Raw genomic sequence first — 19,386 nt, 5'->3', positions numbered from 1 at the left:
ACATCGCCCTGGCGCTCGATGAAACGGACTGCGAAGCCGTCGCCGCGCTCAACCTGTCCCGGTGAATGCGTTTTGCATAAACGTAGACTGGGTTCGTCGTATGGATCTACAGACTCGTGCGTAGATGCCGATAAAGAAGGGTCGGGCGAGAGATGGCAACGGAGTTCGGAGATTGGCCAGTGGTACTTTTTGTATCGACCCACCGCGGAAAGAGGAAGAAAACAAGGAGAAGACGAGAATGGATCGGGCGACTTTATCGCGGCTGCGTCAAACTATTGACGACCTGGAACGCTTATCAGCGACGCTTCCCCATAAGAGTGAGGGAGTCATATTCCTCGCTCGGATCATTCATCAGTTGCAGATCCTTCAGGACACGGTCATTGCGGGAGATGCCCGCGAAACTGTATTTGTGTGCTCGGAGCAGATTGCGTCGATCGCCCGCTCGCGTGAGACGTTCGTGCGTGTTGCTGGCCTCGTGCTGTATGCCCAGGCCGTTGAGATTCTGACGGCGCTACAGAAGGAGGCGCACGTTTTCGCCGCCATTCAGCCGCAACATCACGGACCTGGCAAGATGATTCACGGGTGATCGACGCGCTTCCGACGGACAACGAGACGCAGCAGCTCGGCCATAGCGGACGGTCGGTGACCCGCGGCCGTGGGGCGGCTGCACGTTCCATTGCGGACGTTCGCATCGCCACGCGTCCCTAGCTGCCCGCCGATGCAAGTTCCAGTTTCTTGCGCTGCAGGAACCGGCGCACGGCCGGATCGCGCTCGAGGCCGATGGCGAGATCGTAGGCGTCAAGCGCTTCGGTCGTAGCGCCGGCACGCGAGAGCAGATTGGCACGTGCGGCCCAGTATGGCTGGTAGTCAGTCAGCCGCGGATCGTCCGCATACGGCGCGAGCGCGTCGAGCGCCGCCTGTGGGCCGTCGCGTTCCGCCAGTGCCAGTGCGCGGTTCACCGCGATGACGGGCGAAGCTGCAATGGCGAGCAGCCCATCGTAAAGTTGCACGATCTCGTCCCAGTTCGGGCAATGCGATCGGCAGCGATGCACATGCGCCGACTGCAGCGCGGCCTCGAGTTGAAAGCGACCGATTGAATTTAACGCGTTCGCGCGCCGCAGCAGTACGTTGGCTGCGTCGATCATCGGTGCGTTCCATGTTGCCGGGTCCTGAGCCGATAGTGGCACGTAATCGCCGGCCGCATCGCGTCGGGCATCTCGCCGCGCCTGCGCAAACAGCATCAGCGCAAGCAGACCCAGCGTCTCCGGTTCCTCGGGCAGCAGTTCGACGAGCAATTGTGCAAGATACAGCGCCTCGTCGGCTAGATCGCGCCGTTCGGTATCACCGCCGACCGGGTCCGTCCAACCTTCCGCATACGCTGCATAGACAGCCTCAAGCACTGAGTCGAGCCGCCCGGGCAGTTCCTCACGCTCGGGCACGCTGAACGGAATGCCCGCTTCGCGGATCTTGGTCTTCGCGCGCACGAGGCGCTTGCTCATGGCGGCGGGAGACATCAGAAACGCGGATGCAATCGTCTTCGCTTCCAGGCCCAGCACGACCTGCAGCATCAGCGGCGTGCGAATTGCGGCCTCGAGTGCAGGGTGAGTGCACGCGAAGAGCAGCGCGAGCCGCCGGTCGGGCAACGCGCCGGGTTCACACTCGTCGATCTCTTCCGCGAGGATCGCGAGCTGGTTCACCACTGCGTCGCCGACATGGCGATGGCGTGCGCCATCTATCGCCCGGCGGCGCGCAACGGTCAACAGCCAGGCTTCGGGGCTCGCGGGGCAGCCCTGCTCCGGCCAGTCCGTGAGCGCCGCCGCAAACGCGTCGGCGAGTGCGTCCTCGGCCGCGGCGACGTCGCGCGTGCGCATCGCCAACAGCGCGACGAGCTTGCCATAACTGCGGCGCGCGACGGCCTCGGCAATGGGATGTGCGGCGGCGTCAGCGTGACGGCCGCCGCCGGACTGGCTCATGCAGCAGATGGCGCGTCGTACGGAGCGGTCCAGACCGGGCGCACTTCCATGATGCCGTGCGCCGCGCCTGGACACCGCGACGCCCACGCCATTGCCGCGTCCAGGTTGGGTACGTCGATCAGGTAGTAGCCCGCGAGCTGCTCCTTCGAATCGGAGTACGGACCGTCGAGCACCTGCGGCTTGCCGTCGACCAGCCGCACGGTCGTGGCCGTATTCGTGTGCTGCAGCCGGTTGGCACCCACCAGCGCCCCCGCTTTCTGGAGCGATTCCGTGTATGCGTGATAGGCGGCGACGCCTTGCTGTCGCTCGCTGTCGGTCATCTGGTTCCAGCTGTTTTCTTCCGAATAGATCATCAACAGGTATTCCATTTGAGCCTCCGTCATGGGGTTGAGGCGGATGAATTCCATCGTCCCGCCATCATAATGACGCTCTCGCGTCATGCTGACGGACAAGGCGCATCAAAAAAATCGCGGAGGGCAGATGTCAAGCGGCAGCAGCAAGAGGTCGATGAATCAATGCAACTAACGGCCCGTCAGTTTCGATTGCACGCAGCGCGGAGAACGCCAGGTGATCTCTCGATGCGTCATGCCGTGACCAGATCGAGCGATTGGCGGGAATGTCGCATGACGTGCCGCTGCGCGAAACGAAGCGCAGAGAGCGAATCTCTGCGCAGTTTATATGCAGTATCAACTGAGAATGGGTGGCAATTCCCGTCGTGGCGAGTTTGGCAGGACCTTCGGTTGCATCGGTTTCGTCTCGACGATGAGGCGATGATGCGGCACCGGATGAGCGGCGGCAGTTGCGAGCGAACGTCGCGAGCCGTCACTGTGCGGCAGTATCTTTGCCGCCAGGCGCGCGCCAGCGACCGGCTTGTGCCGGGTGTTGTCCTTACTGTTGCCGGTTGAAGCGCGATGCGGCGGCGCGTCCGTTGTCGTTCGCGCGACAGTACTCGGCGCATGCCAAACGTTTGCGTGACGGCCATAGCTGAACGCGTGATGCGATCCACCCTCCGGCGCGTGTGCGGCAGCAACCGGCTCGTGCCGAACGTTGCGGACAATCTGCCCGGTCACGACATGACCTGTATGGTTCCCGGAGTCTTTCGGCCAAAGCCCGAGCATCGCTGCCCCCGCCTTGAGTGCTCCGTCGTCATCCTGGTCTTTATGATCGCCCGACGGCGGCGCAGGGCGGGCTGCCGCGGCGCGCGGTACGGCGCCCGCAGGCTGGCAAACACATGCGTTGCCCGCAGCCGCACCGACCGAGATCTGACCTGTTGCCTCGGTCCGTTTCGCGACGATGCCGTGACACACATCCGGCGGCATCGATTGTTCGCGATACTCGACGGAGGCCGCGGCCGCCGTCGTCACACTCATTACCGCAACTGCCATTACCACTGCCATTGTCGCGCGCACGACATGTCCCCTTGTTTGATTTTTGCGCCACCCGGGCGGCGATTATACCTATCTGGCATCAGAGACCGGCAAGCGCTTTTGAAGCGAAAAAAAGGGCGCATTCCCTGTCGACTTGCCTGAACGGGAGTGAGTTGTTGGTGGGCTCGTACAGTTCGATAACTGTGGGCGCAGCGTCAGGACGCCCGCGCGGCCGCGTGAATGGCCGGCTAAACCGCGGGGCGAACGGCAGAAATGAGCCTGCCCGACCCGATTGCCGCTTGCACGGCTGGCGCTTTCATGACGTAACGTCATCTCGCCCGGGGAGAAGCGACACGGCGCCGTGCCAGCGTCCGGTTCCGCTGGCGGGCCCTGATCCCAAGCGCCCAGATTGCCGGCGCGCGCGGCAGTGCTGATGGGCGCCAACCATCGAAGGCCTTGCTTCCGCCCGCCGTGCAACTAACGGTCCCCTCCACCGACACCCCCTAACCGCCGGTTCCCGGCGCATTACTTCAGCCGGCAGGGCAGGTGGCGCGCTCGGTCGCTTGCCTCTGGCTGTCATGGGCGTCTCGAGCGTCGATGGTCGACGTCCTTGCATTTTTCCGAGGAAGGTGCAGTTGGCAGGTGTTGCCGCGTGATTTTGCGTCTCATGCGCTCCAATGTACTCGTCGGAGGAAGCTGCCGATGCGTGCAGCAGGATATGTACAAGTACTTGTACATGAATGAGGCGCGTGGTAGACTTGTACGATATTTGGTACAAATCTGCCTCGAAGGAGGGTGCATGCGCACGATTCCCTTTTCGGACGCCCGCGCGAATCTGAAGCGCGTCATTGACCAGGTAGTGGATGACGTAGACGTTACGCTCATTACCCGGCGGGACGCACCCAACGCGATCGTCATGTCTCAGGAGCATTACGACAGTTTGATGGAAACGGTCCACCTGCTGCGCTCCCCGGCCAACGTAGCCCATTTGGAGCGCTCAATCGCGCAGGCAAGGTCGGGCAAGGTCAAGTCCCGCAAGCTGGTCGAAGACAGCGAATGAGCGGCGCCTTGAACATCATGTGGACCGCCGAGGCATGGGACGACTATGTCTACTGGCAGGGGCAGGATAGAAAGACGTTAAAGCGGATCAATCAACTCATCAAGGATACGCAGCGCTCCCCGTTTGAGGGCATTGGCAAGCCCGAGCCATTGAAGGAAAACCTGACGGGTTTCTGGTCACGCCGGATCGATGAGACGAATCGTCTGGTCTACGAAATAGACCGCGCGCAGATCAACATCATTTCGTGTCGCTACCACTATTGATCGACGCCATCGTCCAGCTGCATTGCGAGGCTGCCCGAATTCTCCAGGCATGACTGCCGGCCCATCCCGGACGCGAACCGGTAAGCGGTAGATCGGAGCGCATTTGACCTGCAAGCTGTCTTTTTGCTGATCTGGGGCACTTCTGCTGGGGAGCGTCGCTTCGCTTTGCGGTCGAAGCATTCGCGTCCAGGAAAGGGCAGCCGCCCAGTACGCGCACGCGCCTGCGTGCCGTTGACCAGGACCGGTCACCTGACGGCGCGATGCCTGCATCCAGGCATGCTGAAGGCGAGGCCGGTCAGTGCTTGAGGCGACATTCCCATGCATGACGAGCCCCAGCCGGGATTCATCGGATCGACACCACATCGCCGTCTCCCGGCTATCACCTGCGTGGCGAAAGCGGCGATCCCTGCGCTTCAATTTACAGGCTGCCGGGCGCGCACATATGCCAGCAGCGCGAGACGGTTCCGGCGTTTTGGAAGAGCTGGGGGCGCGTTAATGCTCCTTCGGTTGACAGTCGATCTGTAGTGTCGAAAGTAGCGGGACAACGTGCGGGCGTGGCATGCATACTATGTTCGCAGTTCGCTCTCGAAAGACGTGTTCGGCGGAGAGGCGAGGGCGGCAGGTAAATGACCGGGTTTGACCCGCTCTGTGCCGGACGTGGCGGTCGCTGCTCGATCCGCGCGAGCCCTTTAATGTGGAAGAACATCGATAGCGGCTTCCGAGCTGAGTCTCTTGATGTTGTTCAGTGGCGGTGTGCCCGTAGCCGGTAGTTCGAGATGAACATGACACGTCGGCCCTGCGGATGGCGACGCGGATCGCGGCAATCACGAAGCTAATGAAAAAGTAGTAAGCATGCGATGACCGAGCGCCAAGGCTTTCCGCTAATCACGGTTAGGAAGCCCCGATTCAGCTGAGTGCCACAACCGTCCTCTTTTCCTCAAAATTCTTCCCACCACACTTCGGACAAGCGAATTTTTCCTTTGTTGTGAAAAAATTCAGAAGCCTGTTAGCGGGCGGCGAAACGAGGCAATCGAGATAATTTTTATCCATGGGCCCGACGCTATATGTCGTAGACCACACGCAGGATTTACAGGTTTTCGTGATTTTAAAAATTGGACCAAGCACAAGAAAAGCCTCAATATTCCTGGAATTAGATTCTTAAAACAAGCTAGACTCAGCTCCTTCACCACGGCACGCGGAATTGTCGGCGATCTGAATCCCCAGTCGAGTGACTGAAATTCGCCGAATGCAGCCAGGACGGGCATTGACCAAGCGCGGTCAGACGGCTTGGCATTCAAGTCGTGCACATCAAGACAGTTCAGCGGCGACTTGAAGCGAACTGAACAGGGTTCATCGTGAACCGTCGCGTCGGCAATGCGTTTGAATGGCAGCGCAAGGAGGGGGCGAATGTTCTCGAACAACTCTCCGCTTGAAACGCTCGCTGCAGTTGCTATTGTGTTCGTCACGGGTGTTTTGTCTACCACCGTATTTGGCAAATAGATCGATAAGGTGCACCGCGATGCAGGCGCCTTCGCCGCTCGACGCCGCATAGAGAGTGGGGTGGTCTCGCTCCGCAAAACCGTTCCGATTGTTGTTTCACTCTCCGTCAATTTTGATGCGGTTCGCTACGCAGCTTCATCGTTGTGCGGGGTTCCGGTCCGTTAGCTTCCCGAATAAAGGCTGATCCCGTTACGAGCCTTCCAGAGTCGAGAAGTATCATTTCCGGGAGTTCGGCGGCAAAGTCCTCACGCCGGGCGCGAAACGGAGTCAATTGCGTCTCGCCGGACCTTTTCGATGTATTTTCCGATCGCAAACGTGGACACGACGCCCGCCGCAAAAGTGATCGCGAACGCGGCAAGCGTTTCGAGTGCTGAGTTGTTGTACGGCATGGTGATCGACTCCTCTCACAAGATCGGCGCCAGTCATTCCGGCGCAATAGCATTCATCGTATGCGGCTAACTGGACACGCGTTGTCCGGACGGCGCGCTTCGCTGCAGCCCGTCGAATCACCTCGATGAACACGGCGCAAACAGGCGTGCGGCAATGAATCCATCCATTGCCGCACGCGCTGCACTCAAAGTTCCGGCGTGTGCGCGAGTTCTGGCGGAATGCCGAAGAGTGCCCGACCCTCGGCGGCGGCAGATCTCACGCTGTCGTCGCTATCAGATTCGAGCCGTCGACGAACGTTTTCGTCGATGTTCCAGCGGGCGAGGCGCCTTCTGATTTCCGCACTGGAATGGCTAGCTAACGCGCTCTGAATGCGCACATTCGTGACTTTATGGTCCGCGAGTAGCTCGTTGGGGATCAAACCGCTTCTCCAGTTCGTCATTGCTTGCAGCAATTCGAAGAAGCCTTCACTCAAAGTCAGGCCGACGTTCGCTTCCATCAACGTGCACCCGTATGTGCGCAGCACGCTGGATTCACTCTCGAGGAGCGCTCGCACGACACCTTCGGACACACGGCGTGAAACGACGCTCTTGCGAGAATCGGCGTCGATGCTGTTGTCGTAGAGCAGCCGGATTCTTTTCTGGTCGTCGAGCTTCTCTGCCAACTGTTCGCACACCGCATGACGGACAGCATGATGCTGGTGGATGACCAATTCTTCCAGGACACGCTCATTGACGCCGAAGCTGGTCTGGATGATATTCACAAGCCGCAGCGTGTCACTAAGCGGCCGGAGCATGATGTCGCGGATGACGCGTTCCGACATCTTGGGGTTCGCGAGGACGGCTTTGACGATCTCGTTGTCTTCGCTGTCGAGCAGGGCGAGCAGGGCGGTCTCGTGCTCGCTTGCGGCGAGCTTGAATCGCACCTTGTTGTCAGCGTCGTTCGCGAGGGTGCGCTGGACCGCATCGGTCAATGCGGGATTGTCCACCAGCGCCTGTCGGACTGTGACTGAGGTGTCGACGGCCAGCTTTTCCTGAACCGCTTCAACTATGCGGTTGTGCGCAAGATTAACGCGCACGCGGAGATCCCCGGTCGTGGCGAGCAAGTCCTGAACCGCCTGGTGCAATGACGTGTTCGATGCAAGCACGCGGGGAATTTCGGCGGGTGCCGAATTTGACACGAGCCATAGCTGAAGGTCGATGCCAATGTTTGGGTTGGTAGCCAACGCCTCCTGCAGCGGGCCGGCCTTATAGCTATATCCATAATCTATGCCGTTCTTCCGGTCGAGCGGTTTATCACCGTCGGCGACGTAGCCCGCGGCCCTCAAAAGGCGCTCAGGCGCGGACGTGACACGCATGACGCGAAGAAACACGGCTTCGGGGAAGTTGCTTGCCATGATTGCGCGCTCGAGCTGATCGACCGGCGCGCGTCTGTGTGCGCACGCAAGCGCAAATATCTCGGTATCGGCGCCTTTGCCTTCGCCTTTGTTGATCCGAGCGGAAAGCGCTGATTCCGGGCAGCGAGGGTGTTCGAACACGGCGCGGCGCACATCGAGCTCGGGATCGTCCGCGAGCTTTTCGAGCAGATCTTCCGGCACCTCTTCATCCGTGGCCACATCGATGCGTCGGGCAGGATTCTCGCCCTCGGCCAGGCGAATCATTTCCGCGACGCTCATGCCTTCATGGATCGAGGCGGATTTCAGTTTGAGCTTCTCGAAGGCCTCCTCGTATTCACGAACCTTCTTCTGCATGGTTTCGCGCAGAGGCTTCGTCTGCGCAATCGCGGCTTCGAGCCGCGATTGCGTGAGTGGTTCGTGTTCGTTGAACGCCGTCACCAGCGCTTCGTTGACAGCGTTTTCCATGTCGGCGCCGGTGAAGCCGCGACACTGCGCGGTCAGCGCCGCGAGATCGAACCTGGCGGGGTCCTGGGAGCGCCGGCTCAGATGAATGTTGAGAATCTCGCGCCGCTCTCGTGCATCGGGAAATCCCACATAGAAAATTTCGTCGAACCGTCCCTTGCGAAGCAACTCGGGCGGGAGTGCTGTGATGTCGTTGGCGGTCGCGATCGTAAAGACAGCGCCGGACTTCTCCTGCATCCACGTGAGAAAGTAGCCGAGCAGACGCGAGGTGACCTCTGACGCGTTGGCGCCGCCCATGCCGACGAAGGCCTTTTCAAGCTCGTCAATCCACAGCACGCACGGGCTGATGGCCTCTGCGGTCTGCAGCGCGCGGCGCATGTTGTGTTCGCTCTCGCCCACGTATTTGCCGAGAAGCGAGCCGATGTCGAGACGCAGCAGGGGCAATTCGAACATCGTGGCCGTCACTTTGGCCGTCAGCGACTTGCCGCAGCCGGGCATGCCCGCAATCAGCACCCCTTTGGGCGCCTGGACGCCGAATGCCTTTGCCTCTGCGAGACGACGGATCACGTCGGCTCGGCTCTTGAGCCACGTTATCAGGTTAGTAAGGCCGCCGACCTTGTCGGCCCCGGCATCCGGTTCGACCATCCCGAGCACGCCACCCTTGGCGATGACTTGCCCCTTTTGTTTTGCGACGACGGCGAGCGCGGTTTCGTCGAGCCGCCGCGTGCCTTGCGCGTCGGCGAGCGAGAGCGCATGCGCGATTTCCGCCTGGTTCAGGCCGCCGCAGGCCACCGCAAGGCGCTTGAGAAGATCCGGCGCGAGCGCGTAGTGCGCGCGGACTTGAGCCTCGATTTCGTCGCCGCTTGGCAAAGCCAGCCCATAGACCATCAGCAGCGCTTCGAGTTCGATGGGAACGTCGAAGCGCTCGGAGATCAGCACGACGGCGGCGCGCCCGCCATGATGCCGCGAGAGGCGGTCCAGCAGCAGCTTGAGCCGGGCGAGCGCGATGCCATTGCCTTCGAGGGCGAGTTGCGCATGGCGCACGATCAGCAGGCGGCCGTCGAGCGGCTCGTCGAGCATGCCTTCGAGCGCGGCTGCGAGGTCGTAGACGCGCGCGCCTTCGTCGCGCATCGGCTGCTTGTTGTCGAAGCGGGTCCAGCCATAGGCCCGGTTCCATTCGAGCGGCCGCAGCGAGCGTTGTTTGCACAGATCGGAGAGAAGATCGTCGAGCCTGCGTTCCTCAGTGGACTGGATGTAAAAACCCGTGGCGCCCGCCCGAATCTGGTCGTCGAGTTCCGCGAGCAGTGCCTGTCGTGTTTGCATAGACCGGCTTCCCCTATCAAATGCCGAAGAGCGACAGCATGGAATCGACCATGCGGCTCGCGCCTTCCGTGATCGAGTCGGCGACGCGCGACACAACCTGGACGGCCTTTTTGCCGAGCGTCTTCGAGCCGGCATAGATGGCTTTGCCCACAACGCCTCCTGCCATGCCGGCCACGAGCCCGCCCGTGAAGCCGCCGATGGCGACGCCTACGGGTCCGAATACCGCACCGACGGCGGCGCCGAGGGCAGCACCTTCGGTCATCACGGCCAGCGAAATGATCGCGACTGTCGTGGTTTCGCCGATGGTGTCAAGCGCCTCTTCGGCGGTGATGCGGCCCTGGCCGAGTTGCCAGAGCACCTTGACATTTTCAAGCGCGATAAACGCCGCCGAAGCGATACGGCCTGGCGCGGTCTGCTTGAGCAGCTCGCCGAGCAGGCCGCGTTTGACGGCGATGACCATGGCCCCCGCAAACGCGGTGTGAAAGCCCGCGTTCGCCGCGCTGCCAAGGGAGCCGAGAAGGAATGCCTTGAGGTCTTCCGCGATCGTCGGGTTGGTCTTGCCCTGCAGCGTATTCCATGTGCGGCGGCCGAGAATGCGCGCACCCTCGAAGCCTACGGCCACGACAGCGGCGAGCAGGGCACCTTTGAGAATCTGACGCGCCACGGCACGCCGGTTCACCCGCTCCCAGTCGTAGAACGCCGACTCGCCATTTTCCTGTGCGTCGTGTTGTTGCTGCTTCGCCTGTTCCTTGCTGAGCGGCTTCGACGAAACACCATCCATCTCAATCGTTTCGGTGCTGCGTGACACCGCGTCGCCGTGGCCCTCGGGCACGAGCTTGCGCTGACCGCGATAGTCACCCTTGGCAAACAGATCGCTGGTGACATCAGCGTCGGCGCCGTACTTGGATTGATACCGACGCATGATCTTGCCATCGCCGTCGCAGATCACGATGTCGACCGAATTCTTGCCGTAACGTTCGCCGGGGGCGGGCGCCATGACTTTCGCGCGATAGGGGCTGCCGCGGGTGACGGCATCGACGTTGAAAGTGTCGACGTGGTGCTGCTCGGCGATGAAGCCGTCCAGATTCAGGCAGCCGCTGATCGCACCGTCTGCGCGGCGGATTACCGTGGCGCTGTTGCGCGTGGCCTGCTCGAGCGCATTTTCGACGGTGTTCGCATAGGCACCGACATCGTGGACACCCTTGGTCGCCGCAACGCGTTCGAGCTCGCTCGCGAACCACCCCGCGCGGCTCTGGCCGTTTGCCAACGCGTCGTTGAGCGACGCTCTGCGTCCGAAGGTCTCGGCCACACTCACCGAGACTTCGCGCGCCGCCGACTCGATCTCCGCTTCATCGCTCCACAGTTCCGGGTACTTGCGGAACTGGACGGTTAGCCATTGTGCATCGGTTTGCTCGCGATCCTTCGCCGCATAGTCGCCCAGAAACGTACTCACGATGTGCGCGGCTTGTGCCGCTGCCGCATCGAGCGGCTCGCCACGCTCGTTGACGGGCAGGCCTGCTTGCTCATCGCCGTCATCAAGGGAGGTGTCGTGCACCGCGATATCGCCGGCGTCGCTCAAGGCGACGGGGGTGGCCGCCGATAAACCCGTGGAAGAGGCTGCTGGCGTGGCGGGACTGGAATCGTTGCGGGTCAGGAGTGACATATTCGCTTCGTTTAAAAGTGAGTGACGGGTGTGTGCCTTCGTGCCTGCGCGGCAGCCCGCGCTGCGTGTTCTGGCGACCCCGTCATCATTGGTGTCCATCTGGACAAACCGTGTCCGATTGACGGAAGAGCATGGCGCCTGTGGCCGGAATCAATAACTTCTCAAGCGAAAAAATCAACACCATCCATGCTCACTCTGGAAGAAAAGACCGTACTCGACATCATGGCGTCACAGGCGCAACGCGCCTGGCCTTCCGGCGAACTCAAGCGTGCCGTGCTCGCTCGCCTGCCGGAGCTGGGCGAAAGGACCGTGCGCCGTCTGCTCCTCAAACTGCAGGACGAACGCCTGATCGAACGCGAAGGCGAGGGCCGCAACACGACGTGGATGCTGCTCGCGCGCGGACCGCGCGACGCGATGCGCCCACCGGTCGATCTCTCACTTGCGTTACTCAAACTGCGTCAGCTGGCGAGACACCATGTGCCTCCCGGCGTTATCGGCGATTTTCAGGAATATCTTGAGGGTGCCAATCGCGTGCTGGGCGTTCCGCCGCCGGACTCCCGGATTCGCAATGCGCAGGCATGGATCGGCAAGACGGCTCGTGTCGAGCCGGGCTATCCCGTGCTCGCGCCCGAGATCGACGACGTCGTGTTCGACACTGTCTGCGCCGCGCTTTACCGCGACGAGACTTTGCATATCGCTTATTGCCCCGCCGATGCGCCCTTGGGCGTCATGCGCGAATACGTGGTGTTGCCGTATGCGATCGTCGAGAAGGCGCCGTTCTGGTATCTGGTGGTGAGCCTGCGCCGGTCGAGCGGGGCGCAAGGCGATCCGTTCCTGCTGCGCATGGACCGTATTGTGTCCGTGGCGTCGCGCGGCTATGGCATGGAGCGGGACGCGTCGTTCGATCTGGAGGCATTCATTCGCGGAGAAAAGATCTTTGAATGGTTTCCGGAACCGCCAGAACAGGTGATGTTGCGCGTTACCGAGGCAGGCGGCGTGCGTAGTTCGTTTCGTGCGGCGCGGCTCGCGCACGATCAGGTCATTACGGAAGAGCCGGGCGGCTTCGTCTTGACGGCAACGATGACGCCCTCGCTGGCGTTGCGCAACCTGCTGCTCGAACATGCGTCGACGGTGGAGTTGCTGGCGCCCTCACGAATGCGCGAGCAAATCGCGCAGCAACTGGAAGCGGCCGCGCGCCGGTATGCGCTGAAGCCTTCGGTGCCAGCGTCGTCTGAAGAATGAAGCGCAAGGAGGTGACCCACGCAGCGTGAGTCACCTCCTTGCATCATTTTTCCTTCTTGTACACGACCGTGAGCTGGCCCTTTACCTGATTCTTGCCAAGTTCGTAGTCGGGGTCCCACGTCGCCAGATTGTGAGCCGCGATGGCCGCCGCCGACGCGACGCCGGCGAGCGCCGTCACGCCGCCCAAGAGCGAACCCGCCATTGCTGCAGAACGGTACTCCGTATATACCCGGCAGGTTAATCCCGCCTTCTCGATGCGGTTTTCGACCTTTTCGACTACCGAGCTCATGTGTTGAATGCTGACGATCTGAAACGACGTCTTCGACGCGATCAGACTGTCCAGCTTCTCGCTGGTCAATTCGTCGGTGGTGTATCGTGCATACTCAATAGACATTGCATTCCCGTGGATTGATGTGACGATTCGAGCGCCCAGCGTCGCGGCTATCCTCGCGCCAAACGAGCTCGTACTGGACGATTTATCGGCGCCGTTGAGCAGGACTTTAGGCGCGCGTGGATTCGCCCTATTTCGCGACCAGGCCGAGCGCGCATAAAGCGAACGCCAACGACGGCAGCATGCGCCAGCGCCAGTGCGAATCGTCTTCGGTCGCGGAGGGTTCAAGATCCGGGGAGTCAGCCAGGGCGCAGGTGTAGACGAGCGTCCCGTTGCTACGGACGGGCAGATCAACCGGGTGATGCGCATGCACGGCTTTGCCGAGGTTGCCGTACTGGAGGTTGGCTCCGCTGTAGTTCGAGTAACCAGCAGCCTTTGCCAGCTCCGTTGCAGTTATGATGCGATCGGGGGCGCGATAGTGAGCCTGCAGCATTTTGAGCTGACCCGTGCTGAGTTCCGGCAAGACCGCCTCTAGCGCGCGCGTATATGCCGCGTCCCCGGCGTCGCCGTCACGCGCGGCCACGCCCAGATCGGAATCTATAGCATTGCGGGTCCGCTGAATGGCGTCAGGCACGTCGCACCCAATCAACTTGTGGACGGGCACGCCGTCGCGCCAGGCCCAGCATCTTGCCCCGTTGTCCGCTGGTTTTGCGACAAGGCGGTATCCCCGATATTCGTATGTTTGGTCCTGGTCCATTTCTGCTTGCGATTGATGAGGTTATCCTACTTTTCGGCACATAGCCGTGCCACTCGCTGCCCAAAAGTATGGCTTAAAGGATTCTGAACGGAAACCTTTTTAGTTTTCGCGTCATTTTCCGTCCTGCACGCCGTACATTTGACGCGGCGAACCCAGGAGGCTAAAAATTGTCAGCAATACGCTCCCAAAAACCCGGCTCGTCGTGGTGGGCATTTTGCATAGCGGTCTGGAGATCCAGAACGAAGAAGCTTGTGTCCGGGAAGCGAATCGTGCCATCTGGATATTCGAGAAACGTTTGCAGCTTCTGATATTCCGGAGCGAGGACGTCGAACGGTACGTCGATATAAACCGCCCCGTCGTAAGAGGCGAAACGATACTCCGAGGCGATTTCGCCGCACGGCTGCCAGCCTATACCCATCGAATCGAGCCATCTCAGTATCTCGATACGACTTTCGTTCAACGTGAATCGGCCAGGATCACGCTTGCCTTCGCGCGTGAACGTCAAAAACAGGACATCGCGCTTTTTGGAACGCGCAATCGCGTCAATGTGTTCGATAAGCTGGGGCATGTTGGGTTCTCAACCGTGTTGGCACGCAAACCGCCGGGAAAGTTCGCGCTCGATGTGCCGAAGCGCTTCGAGCGCCGTCCCTTGCAGACTCACGGTGTTCGCTCTGGCCGCTTGCACATCGTGCGTATTGATGCGGACAAGGGGAATGCGCAGGCTTTCGGAAAACATACGTACCGTCGGGAGCGCGAGTCCCGCGCCGATTTCGATGACCAAGGGACGCTCGGGGGCGCCACGCCAGACCTCCATTCTCAGGCGTTGCGCATTGGTACGCGAGACTAGCCACGCCGGATCCGAGAACAAAAGGAAGTTCGGGCGCGCGGGGCCGCCGCAGCGCGGACAACGTGGCAGTAGCGTTGAATATGCGGCGTGCATCGATTTATCGAATCCCGTCGCTGGCCAGATTTGCGGCGAGCACGGCCGGGCGCACTGGAAATGATGGATTGAGCCATGGCATTCGAGAATCCGCGCCTCGGCAAATCCAGCAGCCTGGAATTGCCCGTCGACGTTGCTCGTGTAGACGAATGCGCCGTGCGTCTTCTTGCGGGCCCATTCGAGCAACAGGCCATATCCCTGATGAGGCGTCGTTCGTCGGCATACGTCAAGCGCATGACCATAGAACTGCATTGCTTTCCTCGGGTTGGCCGTAAAGCAGCGTCCTTGCAACAGTTCGCGCAGGCCATCTTCTGTCGCGCCAGGCGTGTCGAGCGCTGTCCAGACGCCGCGCGATCCACGAAAATCCGGCAGTCCGGAATCGACGCTCATTCCCGCGCCTGCGGCGATGATCAAAGCGTCCGCATCGGCTACCAAGTCGGCTGCACGGTGGATCTCATGGGCGTTCATTCAGCTTCTCCGTCGATTGATGACGGCCTAAGCATCCACCTTGAACAGGACAGATGCTGTCCTGATTCGCGATGCGTCGTGGGTGGGGCCACACACGAGCGATCAGGACATCGAGTGTCCAGATCATGCTGGATAATCGACTGTGGCGCCCGTTGGGCAAACATTCAGGTCGCACCTGCGCGGGCGCTCGCCGCAATTAAAGTCGCTAACCGGGATGCCGATATCGAACGGTATCCGTAATGCTGAGAATCGCGTATGACAAAAGACGAGTATTTGACCGGGGAAGTGAATAAGTTCGTTGTGTGGATGAGCAAGCATCTCGATAGCGAAACGTTTGCGCACGCTTATCGCAACAGAAAAAACGGTATGCAATGGAAGTGTCGCAGCCTTTTCGATGCCTACGTTCAATATGCCTGGCCTCACGACGAAATCGCTCGGCTCGGAGTACTGGAGGGCAGCACGTTCACGTCGAATGCGAAAGTGCTGGCTGCGCTGCGGTCCGATCTCCTGGCTGCACTTGACTCGACGCGTAGTGACCGCGACGCGCTGGTCGCCGCTATCGACGTTATGATCTGGGGTGGCGTGCGACGCGGGAACGTCAACTGGTTGCTTCAGAACGAACCGGGCCTAGCCGCGCTGATCAATGCAACGCGGCTGGCTTTCGAAGCTGGCGACACGGCCCATTCCACGCTAACGTCTCGCGCGTTGCGGTTCAACGCCGGCATGACAAAAGTCTATTCGCTGGTATGCAGCGATTTCATCATTTACGACAGCCGGGTCGCTGCGGCGCTCGGATGGGCGGTGGTCAAGTATTGCCGGATTCACGGAATTTCGACGGTGCCGGATGGACTGAGGTTCCCTTGGGCTCCAGGCTATGAGGCGGCCAACGCGCGCGCTCCGAAGCAGCGCAATCCGAGTGAGGGAGGTTGGAACTTTCCTCGCTTGCAGTCGGGGCCGATGCATGCCGAATGGAATATGCGAGCCAACTGGATCCTGACCGAAGTCCTGCGTCGGGAAGGCGCGCCTCACAGCGGCTTCAGGGCGATCGCCGATGAGGGCACGCGACTTCGGGCGCTCGAATCGGCGCTTTTCATGATTGGATATGACCTGAATTCGCCATCGACGGGAGACACAGTATCCGCCGACGACGCGCCCAGCGGCGATCAGCTGAGCGGCGGCCCGGTCGCTGTTTCCGATGAGCCGAGCGAGAGCTGGGTTGCTTGCAAGACCCTTGGTAGGCGGACGGCCTTCCGTTACCGAATAGTCACATCCAGTATCGAAACGGTGGGCGAGGGCGCGGATCAGATAATCGAATTCAGCGACGCGATTGTCAACAGGGCCCTGACGCTTCTCGTTTCCGCGGAGGAATACGGCGAGAAGCCATTCGGTCTGCACAATAGCGCGACGGAGACCCGAGACCCGAACGGCCGCTGGGGCATGGGCAAAGCCTACAGGCTGGCACGAAACGAGGCTGGAAATGCTCCTGACACCAGCAGACTCGTCGCCGTCCTCGAAGAAGTGGGCGTCCTTGAACGCGTGCGGAAAACGCCGCACCTCGCGTGGCGGCTTGCCTCCAAGGTGGACGTCGAGAACGGCTGCGTCAATATACGGCCGCTCCTTGAGTGGTACCTATCGCGAGAGCAGGACGCTTGAAGCGTCAGCAGCCCTCCGGCGTGCCGGCTCTTGCGCGCGACGATCGGCAAGGCGCTGACTGCTCATCGACGCCCCCGGGGCGCAGCAAGCTCATCAGTCCGTTTCGCCCCAGGTATCGCCGAGTTCATTCAATAGCGTGTCGAGCGTCCGATTGGTCCATCCGACAATCGCATTGCCATCCGACGTCAGCTCGACCATCACGCAATCCCGCGGACGGCTCGAGCGGATGCGCCATATCAGTTGCGGTTTCGTTGGAGGATCGGCCCACGCCTCTCGAGCGGCCACGCCTTCCAACTGATAGCGGACGAGGTAGTTCGGTGCCCGGTGGCTTCGGGCCTGGTGACGTGAGCGGTGCCGCGCGAGGCGAACGAATTGCAAGCGAACGCAGGCCAGCTTGCCCGCTTCGATGATCAATGAGTTCCTCCGGTGACGGGAACGTCCCGAATATCGCTTGAAATTCCATTGTCCGGTGCCGTTGGGACAAATCATGTCCTCATCGTGCGAAGCCTTCATCCATTCCGAAGATCGACAGGCGCGATGGTGATAGAGGCGACGCCAAATGTCTCGAACGCCATCTACGCTATGGGTTTGTTTATCGATACCCATCTGAATCGCGAGGTTCTCTTTCAATGACCAATAGTGAATGCTATGAGCGCGCGGTGGACTGGCTGTCCGAAGCGGACGGTTTGCTGATTACGGCGGGCGCCGGTATGGGAGTGGATTCCGGCCTGCCCGACTTTCGCGGGAACACGGGCATGTGGGCTGCGTATCCCGCTCTGGGCGACGCGAAGATCCCGTTCCAGTCCATCGCCAATCCGGATGCGTTCAAAACGGATCCGACGCTGGCCTGGGGCTTCTATGGTCACCGCCTCGCGCTCTACCGTCGTATTGAACCGCATGGCGGCTTTGCGATCTTGCGCCGATGGGCGCAGCGCATGGAGCATGGTGCATTCGTCTTCACGAGCAACGTCGACGGCCAGTTCCAGAAAGCAGGATTTCCCGAGGAAGTGGTCGCCGAGTGTCACGGTTCCATTCACTTCCTGCAGTGTACTCAGCCGTGCTCGCATGCTATCTGGCCAGCAGATAGATTCGAGCCGCAGGTCGACCCGGTTGCGTGCCGGTTGCTCAATGCGCTGCCGCGCTGTCCGCATTGTGCTGCACTGGCCCGGCCGAACGTCTTGATGTTCTACGACTGGAGTTGGCTCGACTCGCGCGAGCAGCGCCAGCGTGCGCGGCTCGATGCCTGGCTGCGAGGATGCACGCGTCGCGTGGTGGTCGAACTGGGTGCAGGCACTTCGCTTCCTACGGTCAGGCGCTTCAGCGAGCGCAATGGACCGCGTGTCATCCGCATCAACTCGCGCGAGCCCGAAATCGACCCGGGGCGTGGAGTGGGCCTGCGCGGTGGCGCGCGCGACGTCCTGGCGATGCTCGATCGGCTCTGGGCTGCGCGGTAGTGTGGCGGCGCGGTCGCGCAGCGCACAGGATTCAGGACGAGTTGCCGATATTCCAGAGACTGCACATTGACTAACCGGCGCCTTTTCCTGCCCGAATGTACGGTCAGCAACGGACGTACGGAGTACGCAAGCGCTTCAGCTGATGTCGTGTCGCGATGCCGGGAGCATCGCCATCGCGTCTAACGCCGAAATCTACCGTACCCGTCTGCGTAATTTGTGCCGCCCATTCCTCGCCCGCATTGACGGCATGGGCGTAGTCTCGTCTGAAAAGCCAGTGCGAGCGGAAAAGCTCCCGCGAATAGCCGAAGCAACCGTGGGCGTCGACGATGAGGTACGGCTGCTGTACCTTTACGAGGAAACTGAGCTTCAACTTTCAGACGAGTCTCGCCAGCCACTGTTCGCGTTCTTCGGGGCTGGCGATTTGCCCGATGCGTTTGAAGTGCGGGCCACGGTCGGTCAGCGCTTCCAAGACTTCGGGGAAATCTTTCGACAGCAGTTCGTGGAATGAGCCGAAGAACAATGTTCTCGCACAGCGAAGCGTCAAGATGAACGATGTGTTTGAGTGTCACGGAGTGTGTGCGAAGGAGCGGTGACGAGGCGGCGGCTAGGTTGTTTTGTTATCCTAACCATTCACCTTTGCGATGAGAGTCTCGTGTGCTTTGGTGCTGTGTCCGTTCTCTGATGTCGACAGTACGCGGCGGCACACGAGGGAGCCGTTCCTGCAAAGCCTGCAGGCGGCGAAGTTGCGAGTGCATGAGGCCGGACGTCGCCTCAACCTGGCGGATTTTCCGGCGCCAGTAGCCAGGACCGAAAATGGCCAGAGTATCCGCGCACAGTACCCGTTCGAGGTGGGCGATCGCGGCATCGAGATTCCGGATGGTGTAAGGGCTCGGAATGCCCGATGCGAGCGTTTCACACGCCGCGGTTTTGGCCTTCGAAAAGCCGCTGTTGAGCATGCGGATTGCGACAGGTTCCTTCGCGGATGTATCGGCGAGACTCCGGCGGCTGGGTGTCGATGCGGTCATCCGCTCCCCCTGTGTAGTGGCGATGACGAAATGATGAGTCCGCATTCGGACACATCGTGTCCCGATGTCTATTTACTCAGATTACATCGAGGGCCTGCGAACGCTTTCGGTGCTCGGGCAAT

The 19,386-nt window shown here is 60.9% G+C and carries 19 protein-coding genes; 8 read left to right on the top strand and 11 right to left on the bottom strand.

The window, feature by feature from the left end; all coding sequences use genetic code 11:
• Positions 1–172: 172 nt before the first annotated feature.
• Positions 173–586, top strand: coding sequence for a hypothetical protein (locus tag AB3X98_RS00250; protein WP_176732822.1), 414 nt, complete (start codon positions 173–175; stop codon positions 584–586).
• A gap of 118 nt (positions 587–704) precedes the next feature.
• Here AB3X98_RS00250 and AB3X98_RS00245 read toward each other — a convergent pair whose 3' ends face one another.
• The 3 genes from AB3X98_RS00245 to AB3X98_RS00235 all read right to left on the bottom strand — a co-directional run bounded on the left by AB3X98_RS00245 (position 705) and on the right by AB3X98_RS00235 (position 3,343).
• Positions 705–1,973: an RNA polymerase sigma factor gene (locus tag AB3X98_RS00245; protein ID WP_368603109.1), complete on the bottom strand. Its 1,269-nt coding sequence runs from the start codon at positions 1,971–1,973 to the stop codon at positions 705–707.
• Positions 1,970–2,341, bottom strand: coding sequence for a YciI family protein (locus AB3X98_RS00240; RefSeq protein WP_069262408.1), 372 nt, complete (start codon positions 2,339–2,341; stop codon positions 1,970–1,972). Before AB3X98_RS00240 ends, AB3X98_RS00245 begins: the two co-directional genes overlap by 4 nt.
• Before the next feature lie 318 nt (positions 2,342–2,659).
• The gene (locus AB3X98_RS00235) at positions 2,660–3,343 is read right to left on the bottom strand and encodes a hypothetical protein (protein WP_368603108.1); all 684 of its coding nucleotides are present in this window, start codon (positions 3,341–3,343) and stop codon (positions 2,660–2,662) included.
• Between the two features lie 796 nt (positions 3,344–4,139).
• On the opposite strand from AB3X98_RS00235, the gene AB3X98_RS00230 reads away from it, so the two are divergent.
• The 3 genes from AB3X98_RS00230 to AB3X98_RS00220 all read left to right on the top strand — a co-directional run bounded on the left by AB3X98_RS00230 (position 4,140) and on the right by AB3X98_RS00220 (position 6,622).
• Positions 4,140–4,400 (top strand): type II toxin-antitoxin system Phd/YefM family antitoxin, encoded by a 261-nt coding sequence (locus AB3X98_RS00230; protein ID WP_069262059.1) that lies wholly within the window; start codon positions 4,140–4,142, stop codon positions 4,398–4,400.
• Positions 4,397–4,663 carry a Txe/YoeB family addiction module toxin gene (locus AB3X98_RS00225; protein WP_342948101.1) on the top strand — a complete coding sequence of 89 codons (267 nt, stop codon included), beginning with the start codon at positions 4,397–4,399 and terminating at the stop codon, positions 4,661–4,663. Before AB3X98_RS00230 ends, AB3X98_RS00225 begins: the two co-directional genes overlap by 4 nt.
• A 1,815-nt stretch (positions 4,664–6,478) precedes the next feature.
• A complete protein-coding gene (locus AB3X98_RS00220; RefSeq protein ID WP_368610195.1) occupies positions 6,479–6,622 on the top strand; it encodes a hypothetical protein in 144 nt (47 codons plus the stop codon).
• Between the two features lie 115 nt (positions 6,623–6,737).
• On the opposite strand, the gene AB3X98_RS00215 is transcribed toward AB3X98_RS00220, so the two are convergent.
• Positions 6,738–9,539: an AAA family ATPase gene (locus AB3X98_RS00215; RefSeq protein ID WP_368603107.1), complete on the bottom strand. Its 2,802-nt coding sequence runs from the start codon at positions 9,537–9,539 to the stop codon at positions 6,738–6,740.
• Between the two features lie 208 nt (positions 9,540–9,747).
• Positions 9,748–11,394 carry a hypothetical protein gene (locus AB3X98_RS00210; protein ID WP_368603106.1) on the bottom strand — a complete coding sequence of 549 codons (1,647 nt, stop codon included), beginning with the start codon at positions 11,392–11,394 and terminating at the stop codon, positions 9,748–9,750.
• A 186-nt stretch (positions 11,395–11,580) separates the two neighbouring features.
• Here AB3X98_RS00210 and AB3X98_RS00205 point away from each other — a divergent pair, with 186 nt between their 5' ends.
• Positions 11,581–12,636: a helix-turn-helix transcriptional regulator gene (locus tag AB3X98_RS00205; RefSeq protein WP_368603105.1), complete on the top strand. Its 1,056-nt coding sequence runs from the start codon at positions 11,581–11,583 to the stop codon at positions 12,634–12,636.
• Positions 12,637–12,679: 43 nt separating this feature from the next.
• Here AB3X98_RS00205 and AB3X98_RS00200 read toward each other — a convergent pair whose 3' ends face one another.
• From AB3X98_RS00200 to AB3X98_RS00185, 4 genes are all read right to left on the bottom strand, one after another.
• The gene (locus AB3X98_RS00200) at positions 12,680–13,030 is read right to left on the bottom strand and encodes a hypothetical protein (RefSeq protein WP_368603104.1); all 351 of its coding nucleotides are present in this window, start codon (positions 13,028–13,030) and stop codon (positions 12,680–12,682) included.
• A 127-nt stretch (positions 13,031–13,157) separates the two neighbouring features.
• Positions 13,158–13,724, bottom strand: a complete 567-nt coding sequence (locus AB3X98_RS00195; RefSeq protein ID WP_368603103.1) for a hypothetical protein — start codon at positions 13,722–13,724, stop codon at positions 13,158–13,160.
• A gap of 160 nt (positions 13,725–13,884) precedes the next feature.
• Positions 13,885–14,292 (bottom strand): hypothetical protein, encoded by a 408-nt coding sequence (locus AB3X98_RS00190; protein WP_368603102.1) that lies wholly within the window; start codon positions 14,290–14,292, stop codon positions 13,885–13,887.
• A 9-nt stretch (positions 14,293–14,301) separates the two neighbouring features.
• A complete protein-coding gene (locus AB3X98_RS00185) occupies positions 14,302–15,132 on the bottom strand; it encodes an NAD-dependent deacetylase (RefSeq protein ID WP_368603101.1) in 831 nt (276 codons plus the stop codon).
• A 255-nt stretch (positions 15,133–15,387) separates the two neighbouring features.
• On the opposite strand from AB3X98_RS00185, the gene AB3X98_RS00180 reads away from it, so the two are divergent.
• Positions 15,388–16,785 (top strand): hypothetical protein, encoded by a 1,398-nt coding sequence (locus AB3X98_RS00180; RefSeq protein ID WP_368603100.1) that lies wholly within the window; start codon positions 15,388–15,390, stop codon positions 16,783–16,785.
• Between the two features lie 93 nt (positions 16,786–16,878).
• Here AB3X98_RS00180 and AB3X98_RS00175 read toward each other — a convergent pair whose 3' ends face one another.
• The gene (locus AB3X98_RS00175) at positions 16,879–17,391 is read right to left on the bottom strand and encodes a hypothetical protein (RefSeq protein WP_368610194.1); all 513 of its coding nucleotides are present in this window, start codon (positions 17,389–17,391) and stop codon (positions 16,879–16,881) included.
• A 23-nt stretch (positions 17,392–17,414) separates the two neighbouring features.
• Between AB3X98_RS00175 and AB3X98_RS00170 the strand changes: the two genes are divergently transcribed.
• Both AB3X98_RS00170 and AB3X98_RS00165 read left to right on the top strand, forming a co-directional pair.
• Complete coding sequence (locus AB3X98_RS00170) at positions 17,415–18,239, top strand: NAD-dependent deacetylase (protein ID WP_368603098.1); 825 nt, start codon at positions 17,415–17,417, stop codon at positions 18,237–18,239.
• Between the two features lie 142 nt (positions 18,240–18,381).
• Positions 18,382–18,747, top strand: a complete 366-nt coding sequence (locus tag AB3X98_RS00165) for a hypothetical protein (protein ID WP_368603097.1) — start codon at positions 18,382–18,384, stop codon at positions 18,745–18,747.
• A 109-nt stretch (positions 18,748–18,856) separates the two neighbouring features.
• Here AB3X98_RS00165 and AB3X98_RS00160 read toward each other — a convergent pair whose 3' ends face one another.
• On the bottom strand, positions 18,857–19,264 hold the full coding sequence (locus AB3X98_RS00160) for a hypothetical protein (RefSeq protein WP_368603096.1): 408 nt from the start codon (positions 19,262–19,264) through the stop codon (positions 18,857–18,859).
• Positions 19,265–19,386 lie beyond the last annotated feature (122 nt).

Source organism: Paraburkholderia sp. BR14312 (genome assembly GCF_040948675.1).
Taxonomy (GTDB): Bacteria; Pseudomonadota; Gammaproteobacteria; order Burkholderiales; family Burkholderiaceae; genus Paraburkholderia; species Paraburkholderia nodosa_A.
This window is presented reverse-complemented; position numbering and strand designations above follow the sequence as displayed.

Coding starts and splice junctions, on each gene's coding strand:
- AB3X98_RS00245 (WP_368603109.1), bottom strand. CDS start 1,973: ATGAGCCAGTCCGGCGGCGGCCGTCACGCTGACGCCGCCGCACATCCC.
- AB3X98_RS00240 (WP_069262408.1), bottom strand. CDS start 2,341: ATGGAATACCTGTTGATGATCTATTCGGAAGAAAACAGCTGGAACCAG.
- AB3X98_RS00235 (WP_368603108.1), bottom strand. CDS start 3,343: ATGAGTGTGACGACGGCGGCCGCGGCCTCCGTCGAGTATCGCGAACAA.
- AB3X98_RS00230 (WP_069262059.1), top strand. CDS start 4,140: ATGCGCACGATTCCCTTTTCGGACGCCCGCGCGAATCTGAAGCGCGTC.
- AB3X98_RS00225 (WP_342948101.1), top strand. CDS start 4,397: ATGAGCGGCGCCTTGAACATCATGTGGACCGCCGAGGCATGGGACGAC.
- AB3X98_RS00215 (WP_368603107.1), bottom strand. CDS start 9,539: ATGCGCGACGAAGGCGCGCGCGTCTACGACCTCGCAGCCGCGCTCGAA.
- AB3X98_RS00210 (WP_368603106.1), bottom strand. CDS start 11,394: ATGTCACTCCTGACCCGCAACGATTCCAGTCCCGCCACGCCAGCAGCC.
- AB3X98_RS00205 (WP_368603105.1), top strand. CDS start 11,581: ATGCTCACTCTGGAAGAAAAGACCGTACTCGACATCATGGCGTCACAG.
- AB3X98_RS00200 (WP_368603104.1), bottom strand. CDS start 13,030: ATGTCTATTGAGTATGCACGATACACCACCGACGAATTGACCAGCGAG.
- AB3X98_RS00195 (WP_368603103.1), bottom strand. CDS start 13,724: ATGGACCAGGACCAAACATACGAATATCGGGGATACCGCCTTGTCGCA.
- AB3X98_RS00190 (WP_368603102.1), bottom strand. CDS start 14,292: ATGCCCCAGCTTATCGAACACATTGACGCGATTGCGCGTTCCAAAAAG.
- AB3X98_RS00185 (WP_368603101.1), bottom strand. CDS start 15,132: ATGAACGCCCATGAGATCCACCGTGCAGCCGACTTGGTAGCCGATGCG.
- AB3X98_RS00180 (WP_368603100.1), top strand. CDS start 15,388: ATGACAAAAGACGAGTATTTGACCGGGGAAGTGAATAAGTTCGTTGTG.
- AB3X98_RS00175 (WP_368610194.1), bottom strand. CDS start 17,391: ATGGGTATCGATAAACAAACCCATAGCGTAGATGGCGTTCGAGACATT.
- AB3X98_RS00170 (WP_368603098.1), top strand. CDS start 17,415: ATGACCAATAGTGAATGCTATGAGCGCGCGGTGGACTGGCTGTCCGAA.
- AB3X98_RS00165 (WP_368603097.1), top strand. CDS start 18,382: ATGTCGTGTCGCGATGCCGGGAGCATCGCCATCGCGTCTAACGCCGAA.
- AB3X98_RS00160 (WP_368603096.1), bottom strand. CDS start 19,264: ATGACCGCATCGACACCCAGCCGCCGGAGTCTCGCCGATACATCCGCG.